Raw genomic sequence first — 17107 nt, 5'->3', positions numbered from 1 at the left:
GCGATCGATCAGGAAGGAAGATAAAGTGGCACGTTATATCGGCCCGAAGGCCAAACTATCCCGTCGTGAAGGTACCGACCTGTTCCTGAAGAGCGCACGCCGCTCGCTTGCAGACAAGTGCAAGCTGGACAGCAAGCCGGGCCAGCACGGCCGCACCTCGGGTGCACGCACCTCCGACTATGGCAACCAACTGCGCGAAAAGCAGAAGGTCAAGCGTATCTATGGCGTGCTCGAGCGTCAGTTCCGCCGCTACTTCGCTGAAGCCGACCGCCGCAAGGGCAACACCGGCGAGAAGCTGCTGCAACTGCTGGAATCGCGCCTGGACAACGTCGTGTACCGCATGGGCTTTGGCTCGACCCGCGCTGAAGCGCGCCAGCTGGTGTCGCACAAGGCGATCCTGCTGAACGGTCAAGCCCTGAACGTGCCGTCGGCACAAGTCAAGGCTGGTGACGTCATCACCATCCGCGAGCAGTCGAAGAAGCAAGTCCGTATCGCTGAAGCGCTGTCGCTGGCTGAGCAATCGGGTTTCCCGGCATGGGTTGCCGTGGACGCGAAGAAGTTCGAAGGCACATTCAAGCAAGTGCCGGATCGCGCCGATATCTCGGGTGACATCAACGAAAGCCTGATCGTCGAATTGTATTCGCGTTAATCACTCGAATTCTGTCCGACACCATCGAACGGTCAGGGGCTTGCGTTTCCCGTCAAGCTTCACATTCAGCCCGACGCGCTGCCGCGCGCCGGGCTTATTGCCCATCGTGCGATGGGATTTTCAGGTTCCATACGTCAGCCTTATCGGTGTAACGAGCCGAGGGTATTGAAAAGGACAACCTAATGCAAACAGCACTACTCAAGCCTAAAATTATTGCCGTGGAGCCGCTCGGCGACCATCACGCCAAGGTCGTGATGGAGCCGTTCGAGCGTGGCTATGGCCATACGCTCGGTAACGCCCTGCGTCGCGTGCTGCTGTCGTCGATGGTCGGTTATGCCCCGACCGAAGTCACGATCGCTGGGGTGGTCCATGAGTACTCCACCATCGATGGCGTGCAGGAAGACGTAGTCAACCTGCTGCTGAATCTGAAGGGTGTGGTCTTCAAGCTGCACAACCGCGACGAAGTCACGGTCTCGCTGCGCAAGGAAGGCGAAGGCGTTGTGACGGCAGCCGATATCGAGCTGCCCCACGATGTCGAGATCATCAACCCCGGCCACGTGATCGCTCACCTGTCGGCCGGCGGCAAGCTCGATATGCAGATCAAGGTCGAACAAGGCCGTGGTTATGTGCCGGGCAACGTGCGCAAGTTCGGCGACGAAGCGGGCAAGGTGATCGGGCGCATCGTGCTGGACGCTTCGTTCTCGCCGGTGCGCCGCGTTTCGTACGCAGTCGAATCGGCTCGTGTGGAACAACGTACCGACCTCGACAAGCTGGTGATGAACATCGAAACCGACGGCGTGATTTCGCCCGAGGAAGCGATTCGTCAATCGGCGCGCATCCTGGTCGATCAGTTGTCGGTGTTCGCCGCGCTGGAAGGCACCGAGTCGTCGGCGGAAGCCGCTTCGAGCCGTACGCCGCAGATCGATCCGATCCTGCTGCGCCCGGTCGACGACCTGGAGCTGACGGTGCGTTCGGCCAACTGCCTGAAGGCCGAAAACATCTACTACATCGGCGACCTGATCCAGCGTACCGAAAATGAGCTGCTGAAGACCCCGAACCTGGGTCGCAAGTCGCTCAACGAAATCAAGGAAGTGCTGGCTTCGCGCGGCCTGACCCTCGGCATGAAGCTCGAGAACTGGCCGCCCGCAGGGCTGGAGAAGTAATAACCGGGCGCGGTGGCGGGCTTGTCCAGCCACCGCGCCAGGTCATCCCGGCGACCGGCATGTGCCGGCTGCCCTAATAGACTACCGGCCCGCGCCGAACCGGGAAGCATCCCGGCCAAGCGATAGAAGAGCTGGTCAAACATAGCAATAAAGGAATCATCATGCGTCACCGTCATGGTTTGCGGAAACTGAACCGCACTTCGTCGCACCGTCTCGCGATGCTGCGCAACATGTCCAACTCGCTGTTCCAGCACGAGCTGATCAAGACCACCCTGCCCAAGGCCAAGGAACTGCGCAAGGTTGTCGAGCCCCTGATCACGCTGGCCAAGAAGGACACCGTTGCCAATCGCCGCCTGGCTTTCGCCCGCCTGCGCGACCGCGACATGGTCACCAAGCTGTTCAACGAACTCGGCCCGCGTTACAACGCACGTCCGGGTGGCTACACCCGTATCCTGAAGTTCGGTTTCCGCCAAGGCGACAATGCGCCGATGGCGCTGGTCGAACTGGTTGACCGCCCGGAAATCACCGAAGCGCCGGCTGAGGAAGCAGGCGAATAAGGTTGATGCCGTCCCGGCCCTTGCGACCTTTGGTCGCGGCGAGCCGCGCGGACACCGCTTACAATCGAGCCAGGCTATATGCCTGGCTCTTTTGTTTTCCGGGGCCGGCGTGCCGGAATGCCGCCGCCGGGCAGCCTGCGGCCTGGGAGGAAGTTTTGATGAGCGAAGCAATATTGGTGATGACGTCGCTGCCGGACGCCGAGTCCGCGGGTCGTGTAGCAAGGGCCGTGCTGGAGTCGAGGCTGGCGGCATGCGTGAACCGGCTCGCGCCGTGCGAGTCCGAGTACTGGTGGCAAGGTGAGATCGAAAGCGCACGCGAGTGGCCGCTGATGATCAAGACCACCCAGGAGCGCTACGCCGCGCTGGAGGCAGCGATCCGGCTCGCGCACCCGTACGAGGTGCCGGAGATCGTGGCGCTGCCGCTGGTCGCCGGATTCGCGCCCTATCTGGCATGGGTGGCGCATGAAACCCGAACGGGCGCGGACGAGGGCGACAGCGCCTGACGCGAGCGCGATGCGGACAGAACGAATGACAATTCAATGGCAGGGCATGAGTTTCAGTGTGAGCGCGAACGCTTCGAGGGGGCCCCGGGCCGTGCAAGCCGTGCGGCATAGTGCCGCAGTGCGGCTGCTGATCATGCTGTTTGCCGCGCTCTGGCTATGCCTTGCCGGCGTGGCGCATGCCGCCGACGACGAGTTCCTGCCGCCTGAGCAAGCCTTCCGTTTTGCCGCGCATCAGGTCGATGCGAAGACGATCGAGGTTCGCTTCGATGTGGCGGACGGCTATTACCTCTACCGCGATCGCTTCGCCTTTGCGGCGCAGCCTGCATCCGTCAAGCTGGGCGCGCCGGTGTTCCCGCCCGGCAAGGTCAAGTTCGACGAGACCTTCGGCAAGGAGATGGAAACCTATCACGGCGGGCTGACCATCCGCGTGCCGGTGGAGTCTGCCCCGGCCGACGGCAAATGGTCGCTGGTGGTGACCTCCCAGGGCTGCGCCGACAAGGGCCTGTGTTATCCGCCGCAGGAAAGTGTGTTCAAGGTCGGCGGTGGTGTGCTCGACAGCCTGTTCGGCAAGCGGGCACCGGCGGATTCCAGCAGCATCGGCAACGGCCCGGCCGCCGCAAGGGGCGACGCGGCGGGGGCTGCGGCATCGACCGGGCCCTCCCCCGCCCAACCGGCACCCGCGGCCGACGAGAACGACCGCATTGCCGGCGCCCTGGCCAGCCGCAACCTCGGCGTGATCGCCGCGCTGTTCTTCGGCCTGGGCTTGCTGCTGACCTTCACGCCGTGCGTGTTACCCATGGTGCCCATCCTGTCGTCGATCGTGGTGGGCGAGCACGTCACGCGCAAGCGCGCCCTGCTGGTGTCGCTGTCCTATGTGCTCGGCATGGCGGTGGTCTACACCGGCATCGGCGTGGCGGCGGGCCTGCTCGGCGAGGGCCTCTCGGCGGCGCTGCAGGCGCCGTGGGTGCTGGTTGCCTTCGCGCTGCTGATGGTGGCGCTGTCGCTGTCCATGTTCGGTCTCTACGAGCTGCAGCTGCCGCAGCACTGGCAGACCCGGCTGACGGCGTCGTCCAACCGTCGCCAGGGCGGGCAGCTCGCCGGCGCCGCAGCCATGGGCGCAATCTCGGCGCTGATCGTCGGGCCGTGCGTGACGGCGCCACTGGCCGGCGCGCTGGCCTATATCGCGCGCACCGGCGATGCCGTAGTCGGCGGCGGTGCGCTGTTTGCCATGGCGCTCGGCATGGGCGTGCCGCTGCTGCTGGTGGGCGTGGGGGCAGGCAACCTGCTGCCGCGCGCCGGGCGCTGGATGGAGACGACCAAGCGCTTCTTTGGCTTCCTGCTGCTGGGCGTGGCGCTCTGGATGGTGAGCCCGGTGCTGCCGGCATGGGCGCTGATGGCGGGCTGGGCTGCGCTGCTGCTGGTTGGCGCGGTGTTCCTGAGCGCCTTCGATTCGCTCGGCCCCGATGCGCATGGCTTGGCCAGGGTAGGCAAGGGCCTGGGCCTGCTGGCAGCGCTGGCGGGGGCCATCCTGCTGGTGGGGCTGGCATCCGGTGGCCGGGATCCCCTGCAGCCGCTGGCGCACCTGAGTGCCGCGCGCTCGGCGCCGGAAGCGGCAGCCGGCGGTGTGTCCGACGTGCGGTTCGAGCGGGTTCGCTCGATTGCCGAGCTCGACGCGCGCGTGGCGCAGGCCGCCGCCGCTGGCAAGCCGGTGCTGCTCGATTTTTATGCGGACTGGTGCGTGAGCTGCAAGGAGATGGAGCGGTTCACCTTTACGGATAAGCGCGTGCGGGCGCGGCTGTCCGAGGTCGTGATGCTGCAGGCGGACGTCACGCGGAACAACGCCGACGACCGTGCGTTGCTCAAGCGCTTCGGGCTGTTCGGCCCCCCAGGCATCATCCTGTACGGCGCCGACGGGCGCGAGCGGCCGGTCCGCGCGATCGGCTACCAGCCGGCCACGCGCTTTCTCGACACGCTGTCGCGTGCGCTCGATGCGAAGGCCAGCACTTGACACGTACCTGAGACGTATCCGAGACGTACCTGAAATACCCGAAGCGCCAGCTTCGGCAGGCGCCGGCTAGCTTTGCTCCAGCCGGCGTCCCAGCGCCCATACCGCGGCCAGCACCACCACTACCGCCCCCATCAGCGCCAGCGACCACCAGAAGCCCTGCGGCTCGCGCAGCCATGGCATGCGGTCGAAGTTCATGCCGAAGATGCCGGTGATCAGCGTGAGCGGCATGAACAGCGCGGTGATCAGCGTCAGCGTGCGCATGGTCCGATTCGTACGGTGCGCCACCGATGAAAAGTGGATCTGCACCGCGGACTCGATCGAGTCCTCCAGCCGGCGGGCATGCGCGAGCACACGCGAGATGTGCTCCATCACGTCGTTGATGCGCACCAGCAGTGCATCGTCGCGGCCTGCCGTGTTTGGCGCACCTGGCGTGCCTGTGGCGGCCCCTTCACTCGCGATGCTGTAGCTGTTGTCGAGCAGGCTGTCGCGGAACTCTTGCAGTGCGTCGTGCTGCTCCTCGCATAGGTGCTCCAGGCGCCGCAGCTCGATGCGGGCGTCCAGCAATCCCTCCCAGCTGGAAAAGCTGCGCCGCGCGTTAAGCAGCGCGCGCTGCCACCGGTCGAGCTGGCGCGTCAGCGGTGCGCGCAGGTCCAGGTAGCGGTCGACCATGGCGTTGAGCAGCCGCAGCATCAGGTCTTCCGGGCGGGTTGGCGGGCGGATGCCATGCACCAGCGCGGCGTTCCCGTTGGCCCGTGTCTTTGACGCCGCTTGCGGCCGCGGCGCCTGGCACAGCTCAAGCAGGCGCTGGCGCACCTGGTCCAGCGTGCGCGATTGCGCAGGCCGGACCGTCAGTAGCACGTTATCGAAAACGAAGAAAGTGACCGGCTGGGTATCGATCTTGGCCAGCGCAGGCAGGAAGCCCGGCGGGTAGCGGCGCGGCTTGGCCGCAGTTCTGGGTTTCGCGGCGGACTGCTGGCCGGTTGTCGCGGTAGCGGATGCCGCCGCCGCCTCTCCGCCAGCCTCGGCGATCAGCCGGCTGGTCTCGAACGTGAGCTTGCGGAAGATCACCATGTCGTAGGCATGCGTCGTATCGAAATACGACGGATGCGACGAATTGGTGGCATCGATGAGATGCAGGTCCAATACCGGGGAGCCCGTCAGCGCCTGGACGCTGTCGCGCCAGGCCGTCGGCGCGCCGTTGACCTCCTCGATCGGCGTATCGACCCAGACGAAGCGGGCCGCCGCATTGCCGGCGAGGAAATCGCGCGCCGCATCGAGCGAGGCGAGCGGATGGACCTGGCTGGCGGAAAAGCCTAGCAGTTGCATCCGGGCCGGTTCAGCGCGTGAGCAGGCGAGCGGCGTCGCGTGCGAAATAGGTCAGGATGCCATCGGCGCCGGCGCGGCGGAACGCCAGCAGCGATTCCATCATGACCTTGTCGTGATCCAGCCAGCCATTCTGGGCGGCGGCCTTGAGCATCGCGTACTCGCCGCTGACCTGGTAGACGTAGGTGGGGAAACGGAACTCGTCCTTCACGCGCCGCAGGATGTCGAGGTAAGGCATGCCGGGCTTGACCATCACCATGTCCGCGCCTTCCATGATGTCCTGCGCCACTTCGCGCAAGGCCTCATCGGAGTTGGCCGGGTCCATCTGGTAGGTCATCTTGTTGCCCTTGCCCAGGTTGGCCGCCGAGCCCACCGCATCGCGGAACGGGCCGTAGAAGGCCGAGGCGAACTTGGCCGAGTACGCCATGATCCGCGTATGGATATAGCCGCCGTCTTCCAGCGCCGCGCGCACGGCGCCGATGCGCCCGTCCATCATGTCCGAGGGCGCCACGATATCCACGCCGGCCGCGGCCTGCGTCAGTGCCTGCTTGACCAGGATCTCCACGGTGACGTCGTTGATGACGTAGCCGTCGTCGTCCAGCACGCCGTCCTGGCCGTGGCTGGTGTAAGGATCCAGCGCCACGTCGGTCAGCACGCCCAGTTCGGGGAAGCGGTCCTTGAGCGCACGCACGGCGCGCGGGATCAGGCCTTCGGCGTTGGTCGCCTCGATGCCGTCGGGCGTCTTCAGGGCCGGGTCGATTACCGGGAACAGCGCGATGACCGGGATGCCAAGCTTCACGCAGTCTTGCGCCACCGGCAGCAGCAGGTCAATCGACAGACGCTCCACGCCGGGCATGGATGCCACGCTCTCGCGCTGGTTATGGCCGTCGACGATGAACACCGGATAGATCAGGTTGTCCGGCGACAAGCGGTTTTCGCGCATCAGCCTGCGTGAGAAATCATCACGGCGCATGCGGCGCGGACGGTACTCGGGAAAAGTGGACATGGCTTGAGAGGGGGAGTCGGAAAAGAAGTGCGGGAGTCTGCCGGGCGGCTGGCGCGATGTGGCTGGCAAGTGCCTGACCAGGCCGCTTGTGAAAGAAAAACTAAACTTTTGATCTCGCCCGCTATCATACTCGCGGACACTCTGCGTTGCGCTTGCGTGATGCGGCGTCCCCCGCTACTCCTCCCTGAGCGGGTACCCGCCCTTAACCGGTGGGAAAGTTCGCCCCCGTTGCTTGCAACGGGGTTTTTTTTGCCCGTTCATTTGCCGATTCTATTTGCCGATTCGACAACAGGGCGGGCGCAGGGGTGGGTACGCGTCGTGGCGCCCGTGGGATCAGTTCGCGGGCGCGTCGGGCGGCGTATCGTCCGCAGGCGCACTCGGTTCAGCTTCCGTTTCAGCTTCCGGCGCTGCCGCGGCGTTGTTGGCCGGGGCGGCGGGTGGCAGGGCCTCGGGCAGGGACAGCCAACCCGCCACCACGCGCTGGGCTTCCTCGATGCCGCGGCGCTTCAGGCTGGAGAACAGCTGCGCGGTCAGGGGCACGGGCGTGTCGAGCTGCTCGGCGTAGCCGGCCAGCACCTTGCGGGTTTCGCGCAAGGCAAGGGCGTTCTCGCTGTTGGTCAGCTTGTCGGCCTTGGTCAGCAGCACGTGAATGGGCCGGCCCGTGGGCAGGAACCACTCGACCATCTGGCAATCCAGGTCGGTAAAGGGGCGGCGCGCGTCCATCATCAGCACCAGGCCGGACAGTTGCGAGCGGGTCTGCACGTAGTCGCTCAGCAACGCTTGCCAGTGGAACTTGGCCGATCCCGACACCTGCGCATAGCCGTAGCCGGGCAAGTCGACGAGGAAGGCGAGCGGGTCCGGCGCCTTGACCGGGGCCACGCCGAAGAAGTTGATGTGCTGGGTGCGGCCCGGCGTGCGCGACGAGAAAGCCAGCCGCTTCTGGTTGCACAGGATGTTGATGGCGGTGGATTTGCCGGCGTTGGAGCGGCCGGCGAACGCCACTTCCGGCACGGCCGTGGCAGGCAGGTCGCGCAGGTGATTGACGGTAACGAAAAAGCGGGCCTGATGTAGGAGGGACATGCGCTTGGGCGATGGGGCGGGTGGGGGCGGGCTGCCGCCTGGGTTCAGGCGGGTTCGCCGGCGTCACCGCGCCGATGTGAGTGAGGTGGGCGGCACATGCTGCCGCCTGGATGGCCGGGGCTGGCGTCTGGCCGCGTCGCGGCGCGCACATCCTCTATCCGGCACACGATTTATTGTACAATAACGCGGTTAACGGCCTCCCGATTAGGTGACGCGCGGCATCCTTGGCCTCGCATTTATCTGGCAGGGAAGTCTTGCGTGTCCGTTCCATTGTGGTAGCAAGCCTGTTGGTCAAGTCCCTGTTACGGCGCCGAAGCGTGGTGCCGCCACAAGAGGGCCAACCGGGGGTCTGGGCCTGCTACCGGGATATTCGCACGGTCTGCCGCTCTCGTTCGCATGGGGGCGGTGCCATCCGGCTTTCGCCTGGGCGTTTTCTGGCTTCAGGCGAGCCGGCGGTCCGTCGTGATGAATTTCCGATGTCAAAGTGCCTGCCCATCGCGTCCTCACCGCGGGCAGTGTGCTGAACGGCGTGCCCCATGGAATTCAAAACAATTCAGACAAGGTGTGCGAATGAACCGCATTGCGAAACTTCTGGCTGTTGTGGCGCTGGCTCTGCCGGCAACTGCCATGACCGGTCTGGCATCTGCCGCAGAGCAGGCCGCCGCAAAGGCTGATCCGGCCAAGGGCGAAACCCTCTACACGCAAGGTGCCGCTGATCGCAATGTCCCGGCTTGCCTGAGCTGCCACGGCGCCAACGGCAACAGCGGCGGCGCCGCCAACCCGAAGCTGGCCGCCCAGCACCCCGAATACGTGCACAAGCAGCTCGACGACTTCAAGGCCAAGAGCCGCAGCAATGCCATCATGTCGCCCTACGCGGCCGCCTTGTCCGAGCAGGAAATGAAGGACGTCGGCGCCTACCTGGCCAAGCAGAGCCTCAAGCCTGCCACCGCCAAGAACAAGGACACCATCGAAGCCGGCCAGAAGATCTACCGAGGCGGCATTGCGGCCAAGGGCGTGCCGGCCTGCGCGGCTTGCCACGGCCCCACCGGCGCCGGCATTCCGGCCCAGTACCCGCGCATCGGCGGCCAATGGTCCGAGTACACCGAGGCGCAACTGGTTGCGTTCCGCCAGGGCACCCGCAAGAACAATCCCGTGATGACCACCGTCGCCGCCAAGATGTCGGATGCCGAGATCAAGGCCGTGGCCGATTACGTCGCAGGGATTCGCTAAGTCGTTCCGCGCCGGGCAGCCGGAGCACGGCAGCGGAGCTCGCCATCGCGAAGCGCCACGCCCAGGTGCAACCAAGCAGCCCGGCAACAATCGAAGAGGGTGGCCTGCGCGAGCATGTCCACCCTTTTTCATTTCAAGGCCGAGGGCCCCACTGCACATGTCCACCGCTTCCACGTCAGGACTGCACCTGAAGACTTCTCACCGCCTGCTACGCGACGCGGTTGAGCTGCTGTCCTCGATGCGATTCGCTATCGCGCTGCTGACGGTGATTGCGATTGCCAGCGTGGTCGGGACCGTCCTCAAGCAGAACGAGCCCTATCCCAACTATGTGAACCAGTTCGGTCCTTTCTGGGCTGACCTGTTCCACGCGCTGTCGTTGCAAAAGGTTTACAGCTCCTGGTGGTTTCTGCTGATCCTGACCTTCCTGGTGATCTCCACCTCGCTGTGCCTGACCCGCAACGCGCCCAAGATGATCAAGGACATGCGCTCGTGGAAGGACCACGTGCGTGAGCGCAGCCTGCGGTCCTTCCATCATCGCGCCGAGTTCGATTCGGGCCGCCCCCGCGCCGATGCGGTGAAGCACCTCACCGCGCTGCTGGCCAATCGCGGCTACCGCATCAAGAGCGTTGCGCATGAAGGCGCCACCCTGCTGGCCGCCAAGGCGGGCGCGGCCAACAAGCTGGGCTACATCCTCGCGCACACCGCTATCGTGGTGATCTGCATCGGTGGCCTGCTCGACGGCGACATGTTGATCCGCGCGCAGATGTGGTTCGGCGGCAAGAGCCCGATCGGCGGCAACGCCGTGATCAACGACATCCCGCCCGAGCACCGTTTGTCGGTCAACAATCCGGGCTTCCGTGGCAACGCCTTCGTGCCGGAAGGCTCGACGGTGTCCACCGCCATCCTGAATATCTCGGACGGCGCGCTGGTGCAGGACCTGCCGTTCAATATCACGCTGAAGAAGTTCAGCGTCGAGCATTACTCGACCGGCATGCCCAAGCTGTTCGCCTCCGACGTGGTCATCACCGACCGCGCCACCGGCCGCAAGACCGAGGCCACCATCAAGGTCAACGAGCCGCTGGTGGTGGACGGCGTGGCTATCTACCAGTCCAGCTTCGAGGACGGCGGCTCCAAGCTGAAGTTCGTTGGCTACCCGATGCAGGGTGGCAGTGAAAAGACCTTTGCTTTTGCCGGCACCGTGGGCGCCAATTCGCCGCTGACCGGCACGGGCAACGCGGCCGATGCCGAGGGGCTGACGGTCGAGTTCAGCGATTTCCGCCTGATGAATATCGAGAACGTCACGGATGCATCGGGCAAGCCCGACGCGCGTGGCGTGGCGCGCAAATCGCTCAACGAGAAGCTCGAGTCCCACCTGGGCTCGGCGGTCAATCCTGACCGCGCGAAGGAGTTGCGCAACGTTGGCCCGTCGGTGCAATACAAGTTGCGCGACCGCAACGGCCAGGCTCGCGAATTCAATAACTACATGGTGCCGGTGCAACTCGACGGCCAGTCGGTCTTCCTCGCCGGCATGCGGGATACGCCGAGCGAGCCGTTCCGCTATCTGCGCATTCCGGCCGACGAGCAAAACAGCGTGGCGGACTGGATGCGCCTGCGTGCTGCGCTGCAGGATCGCGCGCTGCGCAGCGAAGCCGCGCGCCGCTTCGCACTCGCCTCGATGCCGGGCGAGGGCCGCGAAGTACTGCGCGGCCAGCTGGCCGAGAGCGCCTTGCGCGCGCTCGACCTGTTTGCCGGCGCCTCGCGCAGCAACCCGCAGGCCCCGCCGGGCGGCTTCACCGCGATTGCCGCCTTCCTGGAAAAGTCCGTGCCGCCGGCCGAGCAGCAGAAAGCCGCCGACGTGCTGCTGAAGATCCTCAATGGCTCGATGTGGGAACTCTGGCAGGTGGCGCGCGCGCAAGACAAGCTGCCGGTGGTGCCGAATAGTGCCCAAAGTGGCGCTTTCATGCAGCAAGCCATCAATGCGCTGTCCGACAGTTTCTTCTACACCGCGCCGGTTTTCCTGCAGCTCGACGACTTCACGGAAGTGAAGGCCAGCGTGTTCCAGATGACCCGTGCACCAGGGAAGAACATCGTGTATCTTGGCTGTCTGCTGTTGGTGCTGGGCGTGTTCTCGATGTTCTACATCCGCGAGCGCCGCGTCTGGCTTTGGGTGAAGGACCCCGCGGACCCCGCCGGAACCGCTGGCGGGCAGGGCGCCGCCAGCCACGTGCTGATGGCCATGTCCACGCAGCGCCGTACACTGGATTTCGAGAAAGAGTTTGTCGCGCTGCGCGACGATGTTGGCCGCGCCGCCGGCAGCATCGGCACGGCAGGCGCCCGCAAATAAGCAGGAACCAATATGTCTTCGAATGTGAATCAGGCCAAGCCGGGCATGGAGGCGAGTCCAGCGGGCGTTGTCGCTAGTGGCGATGAGCAGGCCTACCTGGAGCCGTCGTTCCTGCGCCGGCTCGGCTGGGTCGACTGGCTCTTTGCCTTGATGCTGGCGGCGGGCGCGGGCTTCGCGCTGGCACGCTACGGCGCGTGGATGAATGTCTACGACAAGGGCGTGCTGATCGCCGCGGTGCCTGCCTTTGCGCTGCTGGGATGGCACTGGAAGCCGGCGCGGTTGCTGATGGTGACGCTGACGGTGCTGGCGCTGTTCGCGATCCAGCTCTACCAGGGCCAGTTGCCGCGCGCCGAGCAGGCCTTCTTCCTCAAGTACTTCCTGTCGAGCCAGTCGGCCATTTTGTGGATGAGCGCCCTGGTGTTCCTGTCCACCCTGTTCTACTGGGGCGGCTTGCTGGCGCGCTCGGAGACCGGGCTGCAAATCGGCAGCAAGATGGTGTGGGCAGCGGTGGTGCTGGGCTTTACCGGCATGCTGGTGCGCTGGTACGAGTCCTACCTGATCGGCGCGGACATCGGCCACATCCCCATCTCCAACCTGTACGAAGTGTTCGTGCTGTTCACGCTGATCACCTCGTTGTTCCACCTGTATTACGAAGGCCGCTACAAGACCCGTGCGCTGGGGCCGTTCGTGATGCTGGTGGTATCGGCGGCAGTCGGTTTCCTGCTGTGGTATACGGTCAGCCGCGACGCGAGCGAGATCCAGCCGCTGGTGCCCGCGCTGCAGAGCTGGTGGATGAAGATCCACGTGCCGGCCAATTTCATCGGCTACGGCACCTTCGCCCTGGCCGCCATGGTGTCGGTGGCCTACCTGCTCAAGCAGCACGGCATCCTCGCCGAGCGCCTGCCCTCGCTCGAAGTGCTCGACGATGTGATGTACAAGTCGATCGCGGTGGGCTTTGCCTTCTTCACCATCGCCACCATCCTTGGCGCGCTGTGGGCGGCGGAAGCCTGGGGCGGCTACTGGAGCTGGGACCCCAAGGAGACCTGGGCCCTGATCGTCTGGTTGAACTACGCTGCCTGGCTGCATATGCGGCTGATGAAGGGCCTGCGCGGCACCATGGCGGCCTGGTGGGCGCTGGTGGGTTTGCTGGTCACGACCTTTGCCTTCCTGGGCGTCAACATGTTCCTTTCCGGTCTGCATAGCTACGGCGAACTCTGATCCGGGTGTTGCGCTGCAATATGAAAACCTGCCCATCCGTGCGATGCGGCAGGTTTTTTTTCGCCCGAATGGAATAAAGCCGTCACATCCGGTGTTTACTGAAGGGACGGTGCCGGCTGGCGGCGCCGAATCGCATGGAGATCGACATCATGGCCCTTTCCCGTCCTATCGCAGTCGCTTCCCTCGCATCGTTGTCCCGCCCCGCTGTTCTCGCGCTCGCCTCTGCCGCAGTCCTGCTGTCCGCCTGTTCGGGCATGGGTGGCATGGGTGGCATGGGTGGCAGCGCCGGCAATATGCCGCCCACGGTGAAGGTTGCCGGTGGCACGTTGACCGATCCCCAGGGCCTGACACTCTATACGTTCGACCGTGACACGGCCGGCAAGAGCGCCTGCAATGGCGGTTGCGCCACCAACTGGCCGCCACTGATGGCCGCGCCCGGTACCAGCGCCACGGGCGACTACAGCGTCATCACGCGTGACGACGGCGGCAAGCAATGGGCCTATCGGGGCAAGCCGCTCTACCGTTTCTCCAAGGATGCCAAGCCGGGCGACCGCACGGGCGACAACTTCAACAACGTCTGGCACGCGGCTACGCCCTGATACGGGCTAGGGCAGCCTGACGGCATGGACGGCTTCGACCGCCAGCTGGTGGCGCTGGCGCCGCGCTTGCGGCGCCACGCCCGTGGCCTGACCGGCGACTCGGCATCCGCCGACGACCTGGTGCAGGACACGCTGGAGCGTGCGCTGCGCTACCGCTGGCGCTTCCACCTGCGCGCGGGCGCTTGGTGGGGCGATGGCGCGGATGGCCTGCTGTCATGGCTGCTGACCATGATGCACCGGCTGCGCGTGAACGCGTACCGGCGCGCGGACCCGGTGACCTATACCGACACGCTGCCCGACGTACCCAGTGCTGCGCCCGAGCCCGGCCTGCGGCTGGATCTGGCGCGGGCGCTGGCGCGGCTGCCCGAGGCCCAGCGCGCGGTGCTGCTGCTGGTCGGCCTGGAGCAGCTCAGCTATGCCGAGGCGGCGCAAGTGCTGGAGGTGCCGGTGGGCACCGTGATGTCCCGGCTGTCGCGGGGCCGGGAGCAGATGCGCATGCTGATGGATGGCGCGCCAGCCACGGCGGCCGATGCGAACCCGCAGGCCGCCGGCCACGCGGCCGGACTGCAGCGAGTCAAATGATGTCCCCAGTCAACGAAGCCGATCTCCACGCCTACGCCGATGGCCAGCTCGATCCCGCCCGCCGCGCCGAGGTGGAGGCGTACCTGGCCGCTCATCCCGAGGCCGGGGAGCGCGTGGGAGGCTGGCGGCGGCAGACGGGCGAGTTGCACGCTGCATTCGATGGCGTGCTCAACGAAACAGTGCCGCTGGCGGCACTTCCGCCAAGGCTGCGCGGCCGCCGCCGCGATGCGCAGCGGCGGCCCGCTGGCTGGGGCATGGCGCTGGCCGCCAGCCTCGCCTCGCTGGTGGTGGGTGGCGCGATCGGGTGGGTTGCACACGACCGCGCGGACACGCTGGCGGCCGGAGCGCCCTCGGTGGAGCGCTTTGCGCGCGAGGCGTTGGCCAGCCATGTCGTCTATGCGCCGGAGGTGCGCCACCCAGTCGAGGTGGCCGCCACCGATGAGGCCCATCTTGTTGCCTGGCTGTCCAAGCGCCTGGGCGCGCCGCTGCGTGTGCCCGACCTGCGCGCCCAGGGATTCCACCTGATCGGCGGCCGCCTCGGCGTGGCCGAGGGCGGCCCGTCGGCCATCCTGATGTACGAGGCCGACGATGGCACCCGGCTGTCGCTGCAACTGCGGCACATGGCGCGCGATACGCCCGATACGGGCTTTCGGCTGGAGCGCATGGGCCCAGGGCCAGGTGATCGACCCGCCGCCGCGGCGCGTACCATGGCCTTTTACTGGGTAGACCGGGATCTTGGCTTCGCGCTGGCCGGGCCGCTGGAGCGCGCGCCGCTGCTGGCGCTGGCGGAGGCGGTTTACCGGCAGTACCAAGGCGGTTGAGGGGGGGGAATGGGTGGGATGCGAAGAACCTGAAAAAAGATGTCAGGATTCCCCTGCATCAACCGACTCAAGCTGAAGTCCAATCGTGCAGGCCGGCCCCGCCCGGGCCTGGCGCGAACGGTGAACTGTCTTTTGCATACGGCTAGCAACGAGGAACAACGATGCTGATTCCCTCCCCCAAATGGCTGCGCGGCGACGACATCGCCGCCAGCGAGATCACGCCGCGCGGTGTTTTCGAAGCGCGGCGACGCCTGCTGGCGATGGCTGCCGCGGGCGCAGCGGGGAGCACGCTGGCGCCATGGTGCGCGCGCGATGCGCATGCCCAGGCGCCGCGCGGGCAGAAACTGCCGGCCACGCCCAACAATGCCTACGTGGTGCCCGAGAAGCGCACGCCTTACGAGGACGTCACCACGTACAACAACTACTACGAGTTCGGCACCGACAAGGCGGACCCCGCGCACAATGCCGGCACGCTGCGGACCCGGCCGTGGCAGGTCGCGGTCGAAGGCTTGGTGAAGAAGCCCAAGGTCTATGACATCGACGAGCTCGTGCGCCTGACGCCGCTGGAAGAGCGGGTCTACCGGCTGCGCTGCGTCGAGGGCTGGTCGATGGTGATCCCCTGGAGCGGCTATTCGCTGGCCGAGCTGATTCGGCGCGTCGAGCCGCAGCCCGGCGCGAAGTACGTGGAGTTCGTCACCCTCAACGACAAGAAGCAGATGCCCGGTGTCAGCGCCCGCGTGCTGGACTGGCCGTACACCGAAGGGCTGCGCATGGACGAGGCGATGCACCCGCTGACCTTGCTGGCCTTTGGCTTGTACGGCGAGGTGCTGCCCAACCAGAACGGCGCGCCCGTGCGCGTGGTGGTGCCCTGGAAGTACGGCTTCAAGAGTGCCAAGTCCATCGTCAAGATCCGTTTCGTCGACAAGCAGCCCGCCACCAGCTGGAATCTGGCCGCGGCGCAGGAGTACGGCTTCTACTCCAACGTCAATCCGGACGTGGACCACCCGCGCTGGAGCCAGGCCACTGAGCGCCGCATCGGCGAGGACAAGGGCAGCGGTTTTGGCGCGCTGTTCGCGCCCAAGCGCAAGACGCTGCCGTTCAATGGCTACGGCCAGCAGGTGGCGTCGCTCTACCAGGGCATGGACCTGCGGAAGTTCTTCTGATGGCGCCCCCGGATATGTCCCCGTCGCGCCCGGCTGTGCGCCCGGCGCGAGCGCGCGCACAGCCCGGATTCGCGACGCTTGCGCCAGAACGCGTGCGCACGGTGAAGGGGGCGGTGTGGCTGCTTGTCATGCTGCCTTTCCTGCGGCTGCTTTATCTCGGCTTTACCGATCAGTTCGGCGCCAATCCGCTGGAGTTCGTCACGCGCTCGACCGGCACCTGGACGCTGGCCATGCTGTGCGTCACGCTGGCGGTGACACCGTTGCGCCGGCTTACCGGCTGGAACTGGCTGATCCGCCTGCGCCGCATGCTCGGGCTCTTTGCTTTTTTCTACGCGCTGCAGCACTTCCTGTTGTGGCTTGCCGTGGACCGGGGCTTCGATGTGGCCTACATCGTCAAGGACGTCGCCAAGCGCCCCTTCATCACGGTGGGGTTTGCCGCCTTCGTGCTGATGGTGGCGCTGGCGGCCACCTCGGCCAATGCCATGGTCAAGTGGCTGGGCGGCAAGCGCTGGCAAGGGCTGCACCGGGCGGTGTACGCCATCGCTGTGCTGGCGATCCTGCACTACTGGTGGCATAAGGCCGGCAAGAACGACTTCGGCACGGTATCGATCTACGCCGCGGTGGTGTTCGGCTTGCTGGCGATGCGTGGCTGGTGGTGGTGGCGCAAGCCCGCAACGGGCCTCAAGGCGCAACGGTAGCGCTCAAAGGTAAGAGCGTGATCTCGCGCTCGGCGGGGCGGCTGCACGGCTTGGGGGAGCCATAGGGTTTCAAGATGTCCCCGGACCAGGTCCAGCTCCGTCGAGCAATGCCGCCGCCCGCAAAGCGGCCCGGCGCGAGCCGCACGTTGGCGCAAACGGCACG

16 protein-coding genes are annotated in these 17107 nt (G+C 65.9%); 13 read left to right on the top strand and 3 right to left on the bottom strand.

Going from position 1 to position 17107, the window contains the following annotated elements:
* Positions 1-25 precede the first annotated feature (25 nt).
* From rpsD to dsbD, 5 genes are all read left to right on the top strand, one after another.
* Positions 26-649: a 30S ribosomal protein S4 gene (gene rpsD, locus ACGLHR_RS02100; RefSeq protein WP_006160429.1), complete on the top strand. Its 624-nt coding sequence runs from the start codon at positions 26-28 to the stop codon at positions 647-649.
* A gap of 182 nt (positions 650-831) precedes the next feature.
* On the top strand, positions 832-1812 hold the full coding sequence (locus ACGLHR_RS02095) for a DNA-directed RNA polymerase subunit alpha (protein WP_006160428.1): 981 nt from the start codon (positions 832-834) through the stop codon (positions 1810-1812).
* A gap of 161 nt (positions 1813-1973) precedes the next feature.
* Positions 1974-2369, top strand: coding sequence for a 50S ribosomal protein L17 (gene rplQ / locus ACGLHR_RS02090; RefSeq protein ID WP_006160427.1), 396 nt, complete (start codon positions 1974-1976; stop codon positions 2367-2369).
* Positions 2370-2527: 158 nt separating this feature from the next.
* On the top strand, positions 2528-2872 hold the full coding sequence (cutA, locus tag ACGLHR_RS02085) for a divalent-cation tolerance protein CutA (protein WP_318231202.1): 345 nt from the start codon (positions 2528-2530) through the stop codon (positions 2870-2872).
* A gap of 46 nt (positions 2873-2918) precedes the next feature.
* Complete coding sequence (gene dsbD / locus ACGLHR_RS02080) at positions 2919-4880, top strand: protein-disulfide reductase DsbD (RefSeq protein ID WP_400091620.1); 1962 nt, start codon at positions 2919-2921, stop codon at positions 4878-4880.
* 66 nt (positions 4881-4946) lie between these two features.
* On the opposite strand, the gene ACGLHR_RS02075 is transcribed toward dsbD, so the two are convergent.
* The 3 genes from ACGLHR_RS02075 to yihA form a co-directional block, all read right to left on the bottom strand.
* Entirely contained in the window at positions 4947-6206 is a 1260-nt protein-coding gene (locus ACGLHR_RS02075) for a magnesium transporter CorA family protein (protein WP_400091582.1), read from the bottom strand.
* 10 nt (positions 6207-6216) lie between these two features.
* Positions 6217-7209 carry a porphobilinogen synthase gene (gene hemB, locus ACGLHR_RS02070; RefSeq protein WP_400091581.1) on the bottom strand — a complete coding sequence of 331 codons (993 nt, stop codon included), beginning with the start codon at positions 7207-7209 and terminating at the stop codon, positions 6217-6219.
* 333 nt (positions 7210-7542) lie between these two features.
* A complete protein-coding gene (gene yihA / locus ACGLHR_RS02065; protein ID WP_400091580.1) occupies positions 7543-8289 on the bottom strand; it encodes a ribosome biogenesis GTP-binding protein YihA/YsxC in 747 nt (248 codons plus the stop codon).
* 570 nt (positions 8290-8859) lie between these two features.
* Here yihA and ACGLHR_RS02060 point away from each other — a divergent pair.
* The 8 genes from ACGLHR_RS02060 to msrQ all read left to right on the top strand — a co-directional run bounded on the left by ACGLHR_RS02060 (position 8860) and on the right by msrQ (position 16944).
* A complete protein-coding gene (locus tag ACGLHR_RS02060) occupies positions 8860-9519 on the top strand; it encodes a cytochrome c (RefSeq protein WP_267604565.1) in 660 nt (219 codons plus the stop codon).
* Between the two features lie 157 nt (positions 9520-9676).
* Positions 9677-11863, top strand: a complete 2187-nt coding sequence (locus ACGLHR_RS02055; RefSeq protein ID WP_400091579.1) for a cytochrome c biogenesis protein ResB — start codon at positions 9677-9679, stop codon at positions 11861-11863.
* Between the two features lie 45 nt (positions 11864-11908).
* A complete protein-coding gene (ccsB, locus tag ACGLHR_RS02050; RefSeq protein ID WP_400091619.1) occupies positions 11909-13081 on the top strand; it encodes a c-type cytochrome biogenesis protein CcsB in 1173 nt (390 codons plus the stop codon).
* 149 nt (positions 13082-13230) lie between these two features.
* A complete protein-coding gene (locus ACGLHR_RS02045) occupies positions 13231-13680 on the top strand; it encodes a hypothetical protein (RefSeq protein WP_400091577.1) in 450 nt (149 codons plus the stop codon).
* Between the two features lie 24 nt (positions 13681-13704).
* Complete coding sequence (locus ACGLHR_RS02040; protein WP_400091576.1) at positions 13705-14262, top strand: RNA polymerase sigma factor; 558 nt, start codon at positions 13705-13707, stop codon at positions 14260-14262.
* Positions 14259-15083, top strand: coding sequence for an anti-sigma factor family protein (locus ACGLHR_RS02035; protein WP_400091574.1), 825 nt, complete (start codon positions 14259-14261; stop codon positions 15081-15083). The genes ACGLHR_RS02040 and ACGLHR_RS02035 overlap by 4 nt, the downstream gene beginning before the upstream one ends.
* Positions 15084-15244: 161 nt before the next feature.
* Entirely contained in the window at positions 15245-16246 is a 1002-nt protein-coding gene (gene msrP, locus ACGLHR_RS02030; protein WP_400091572.1) for a protein-methionine-sulfoxide reductase catalytic subunit MsrP, read from the top strand.
* Positions 16247-16260: 14 nt separating this feature from the next.
* Positions 16261-16944, top strand: coding sequence for a protein-methionine-sulfoxide reductase heme-binding subunit MsrQ (gene msrQ / locus ACGLHR_RS02025; protein ID WP_400091571.1), 684 nt, complete (start codon positions 16261-16263; stop codon positions 16942-16944).
* The last annotated feature ends 163 nt before the right edge of the window (positions 16945-17107 follow it).

The sequence above is a fragment of the Cupriavidus sp. CuC1 genome, from assembly GCF_044627735.1.
Lineage (GTDB): Bacteria > Pseudomonadota > Gammaproteobacteria > Burkholderiales > Burkholderiaceae > Cupriavidus > Cupriavidus ulmosensis.
This window is presented reverse-complemented; position numbering and strand designations above follow the sequence as displayed.

What these genes read in the sequence shown, in the direction of transcription:
- ACGLHR_RS02095 (WP_006160428.1), top strand. Translation starts at nt 832, where the DNA reads ATGCAAACAGCACTACTCAAGCCTAAAATTATTGCCGTGGAGCCGCTC.
- rplQ (WP_006160427.1), top strand. Translation starts at nt 1,974, where the DNA reads ATGCGTCACCGTCATGGTTTGCGGAAACTGAACCGCACTTCGTCGCAC.
- cutA (WP_318231202.1), top strand. Translation starts at nt 2,528, where the DNA reads ATGAGCGAAGCAATATTGGTGATGACGTCGCTGCCGGACGCCGAGTCC.
- dsbD (WP_400091620.1), top strand. Translation starts at nt 2,919, where the DNA reads ATGAGTTTCAGTGTGAGCGCGAACGCTTCGAGGGGGCCCCGGGCCGTG.
- ACGLHR_RS02075 (WP_400091582.1), bottom strand. Translation starts at nt 6,206, where the DNA reads ATGCAACTGCTAGGCTTTTCCGCCAGCCAGGTCCATCCGCTCGCCTCG.
- hemB (WP_400091581.1), bottom strand. Translation starts at nt 7,209, where the DNA reads ATGTCCACTTTTCCCGAGTACCGTCCGCGCCGCATGCGCCGTGATGAT.
- yihA (WP_400091580.1), bottom strand. Translation starts at nt 8,289, where the DNA reads ATGTCCCTCCTACATCAGGCCCGCTTTTTCGTTACCGTCAATCACCTG.
- ACGLHR_RS02060 (WP_267604565.1), top strand. Translation starts at nt 8,860, where the DNA reads ATGAACCGCATTGCGAAACTTCTGGCTGTTGTGGCGCTGGCTCTGCCG.
- ACGLHR_RS02055 (WP_400091579.1), top strand. Translation starts at nt 9,677, where the DNA reads ATGTCCACCGCTTCCACGTCAGGACTGCACCTGAAGACTTCTCACCGC.
- ccsB (WP_400091619.1), top strand. Translation starts at nt 11,909, where the DNA reads ATGGAGGCGAGTCCAGCGGGCGTTGTCGCTAGTGGCGATGAGCAGGCC.
- ACGLHR_RS02045 (WP_400091577.1), top strand. Translation starts at nt 13,231, where the DNA reads ATGGCCCTTTCCCGTCCTATCGCAGTCGCTTCCCTCGCATCGTTGTCC.
- ACGLHR_RS02040 (WP_400091576.1), top strand. Translation starts at nt 13,705, where the DNA reads ATGGACGGCTTCGACCGCCAGCTGGTGGCGCTGGCGCCGCGCTTGCGG.
- ACGLHR_RS02035 (WP_400091574.1), top strand. Translation starts at nt 14,259, where the DNA reads ATGATGTCCCCAGTCAACGAAGCCGATCTCCACGCCTACGCCGATGGC.
- msrP (WP_400091572.1), top strand. Translation starts at nt 15,245, where the DNA reads ATGCTGATTCCCTCCCCCAAATGGCTGCGCGGCGACGACATCGCCGCC.
- msrQ (WP_400091571.1), top strand. Translation starts at nt 16,261, where the DNA reads ATGTCCCCGTCGCGCCCGGCTGTGCGCCCGGCGCGAGCGCGCGCACAG.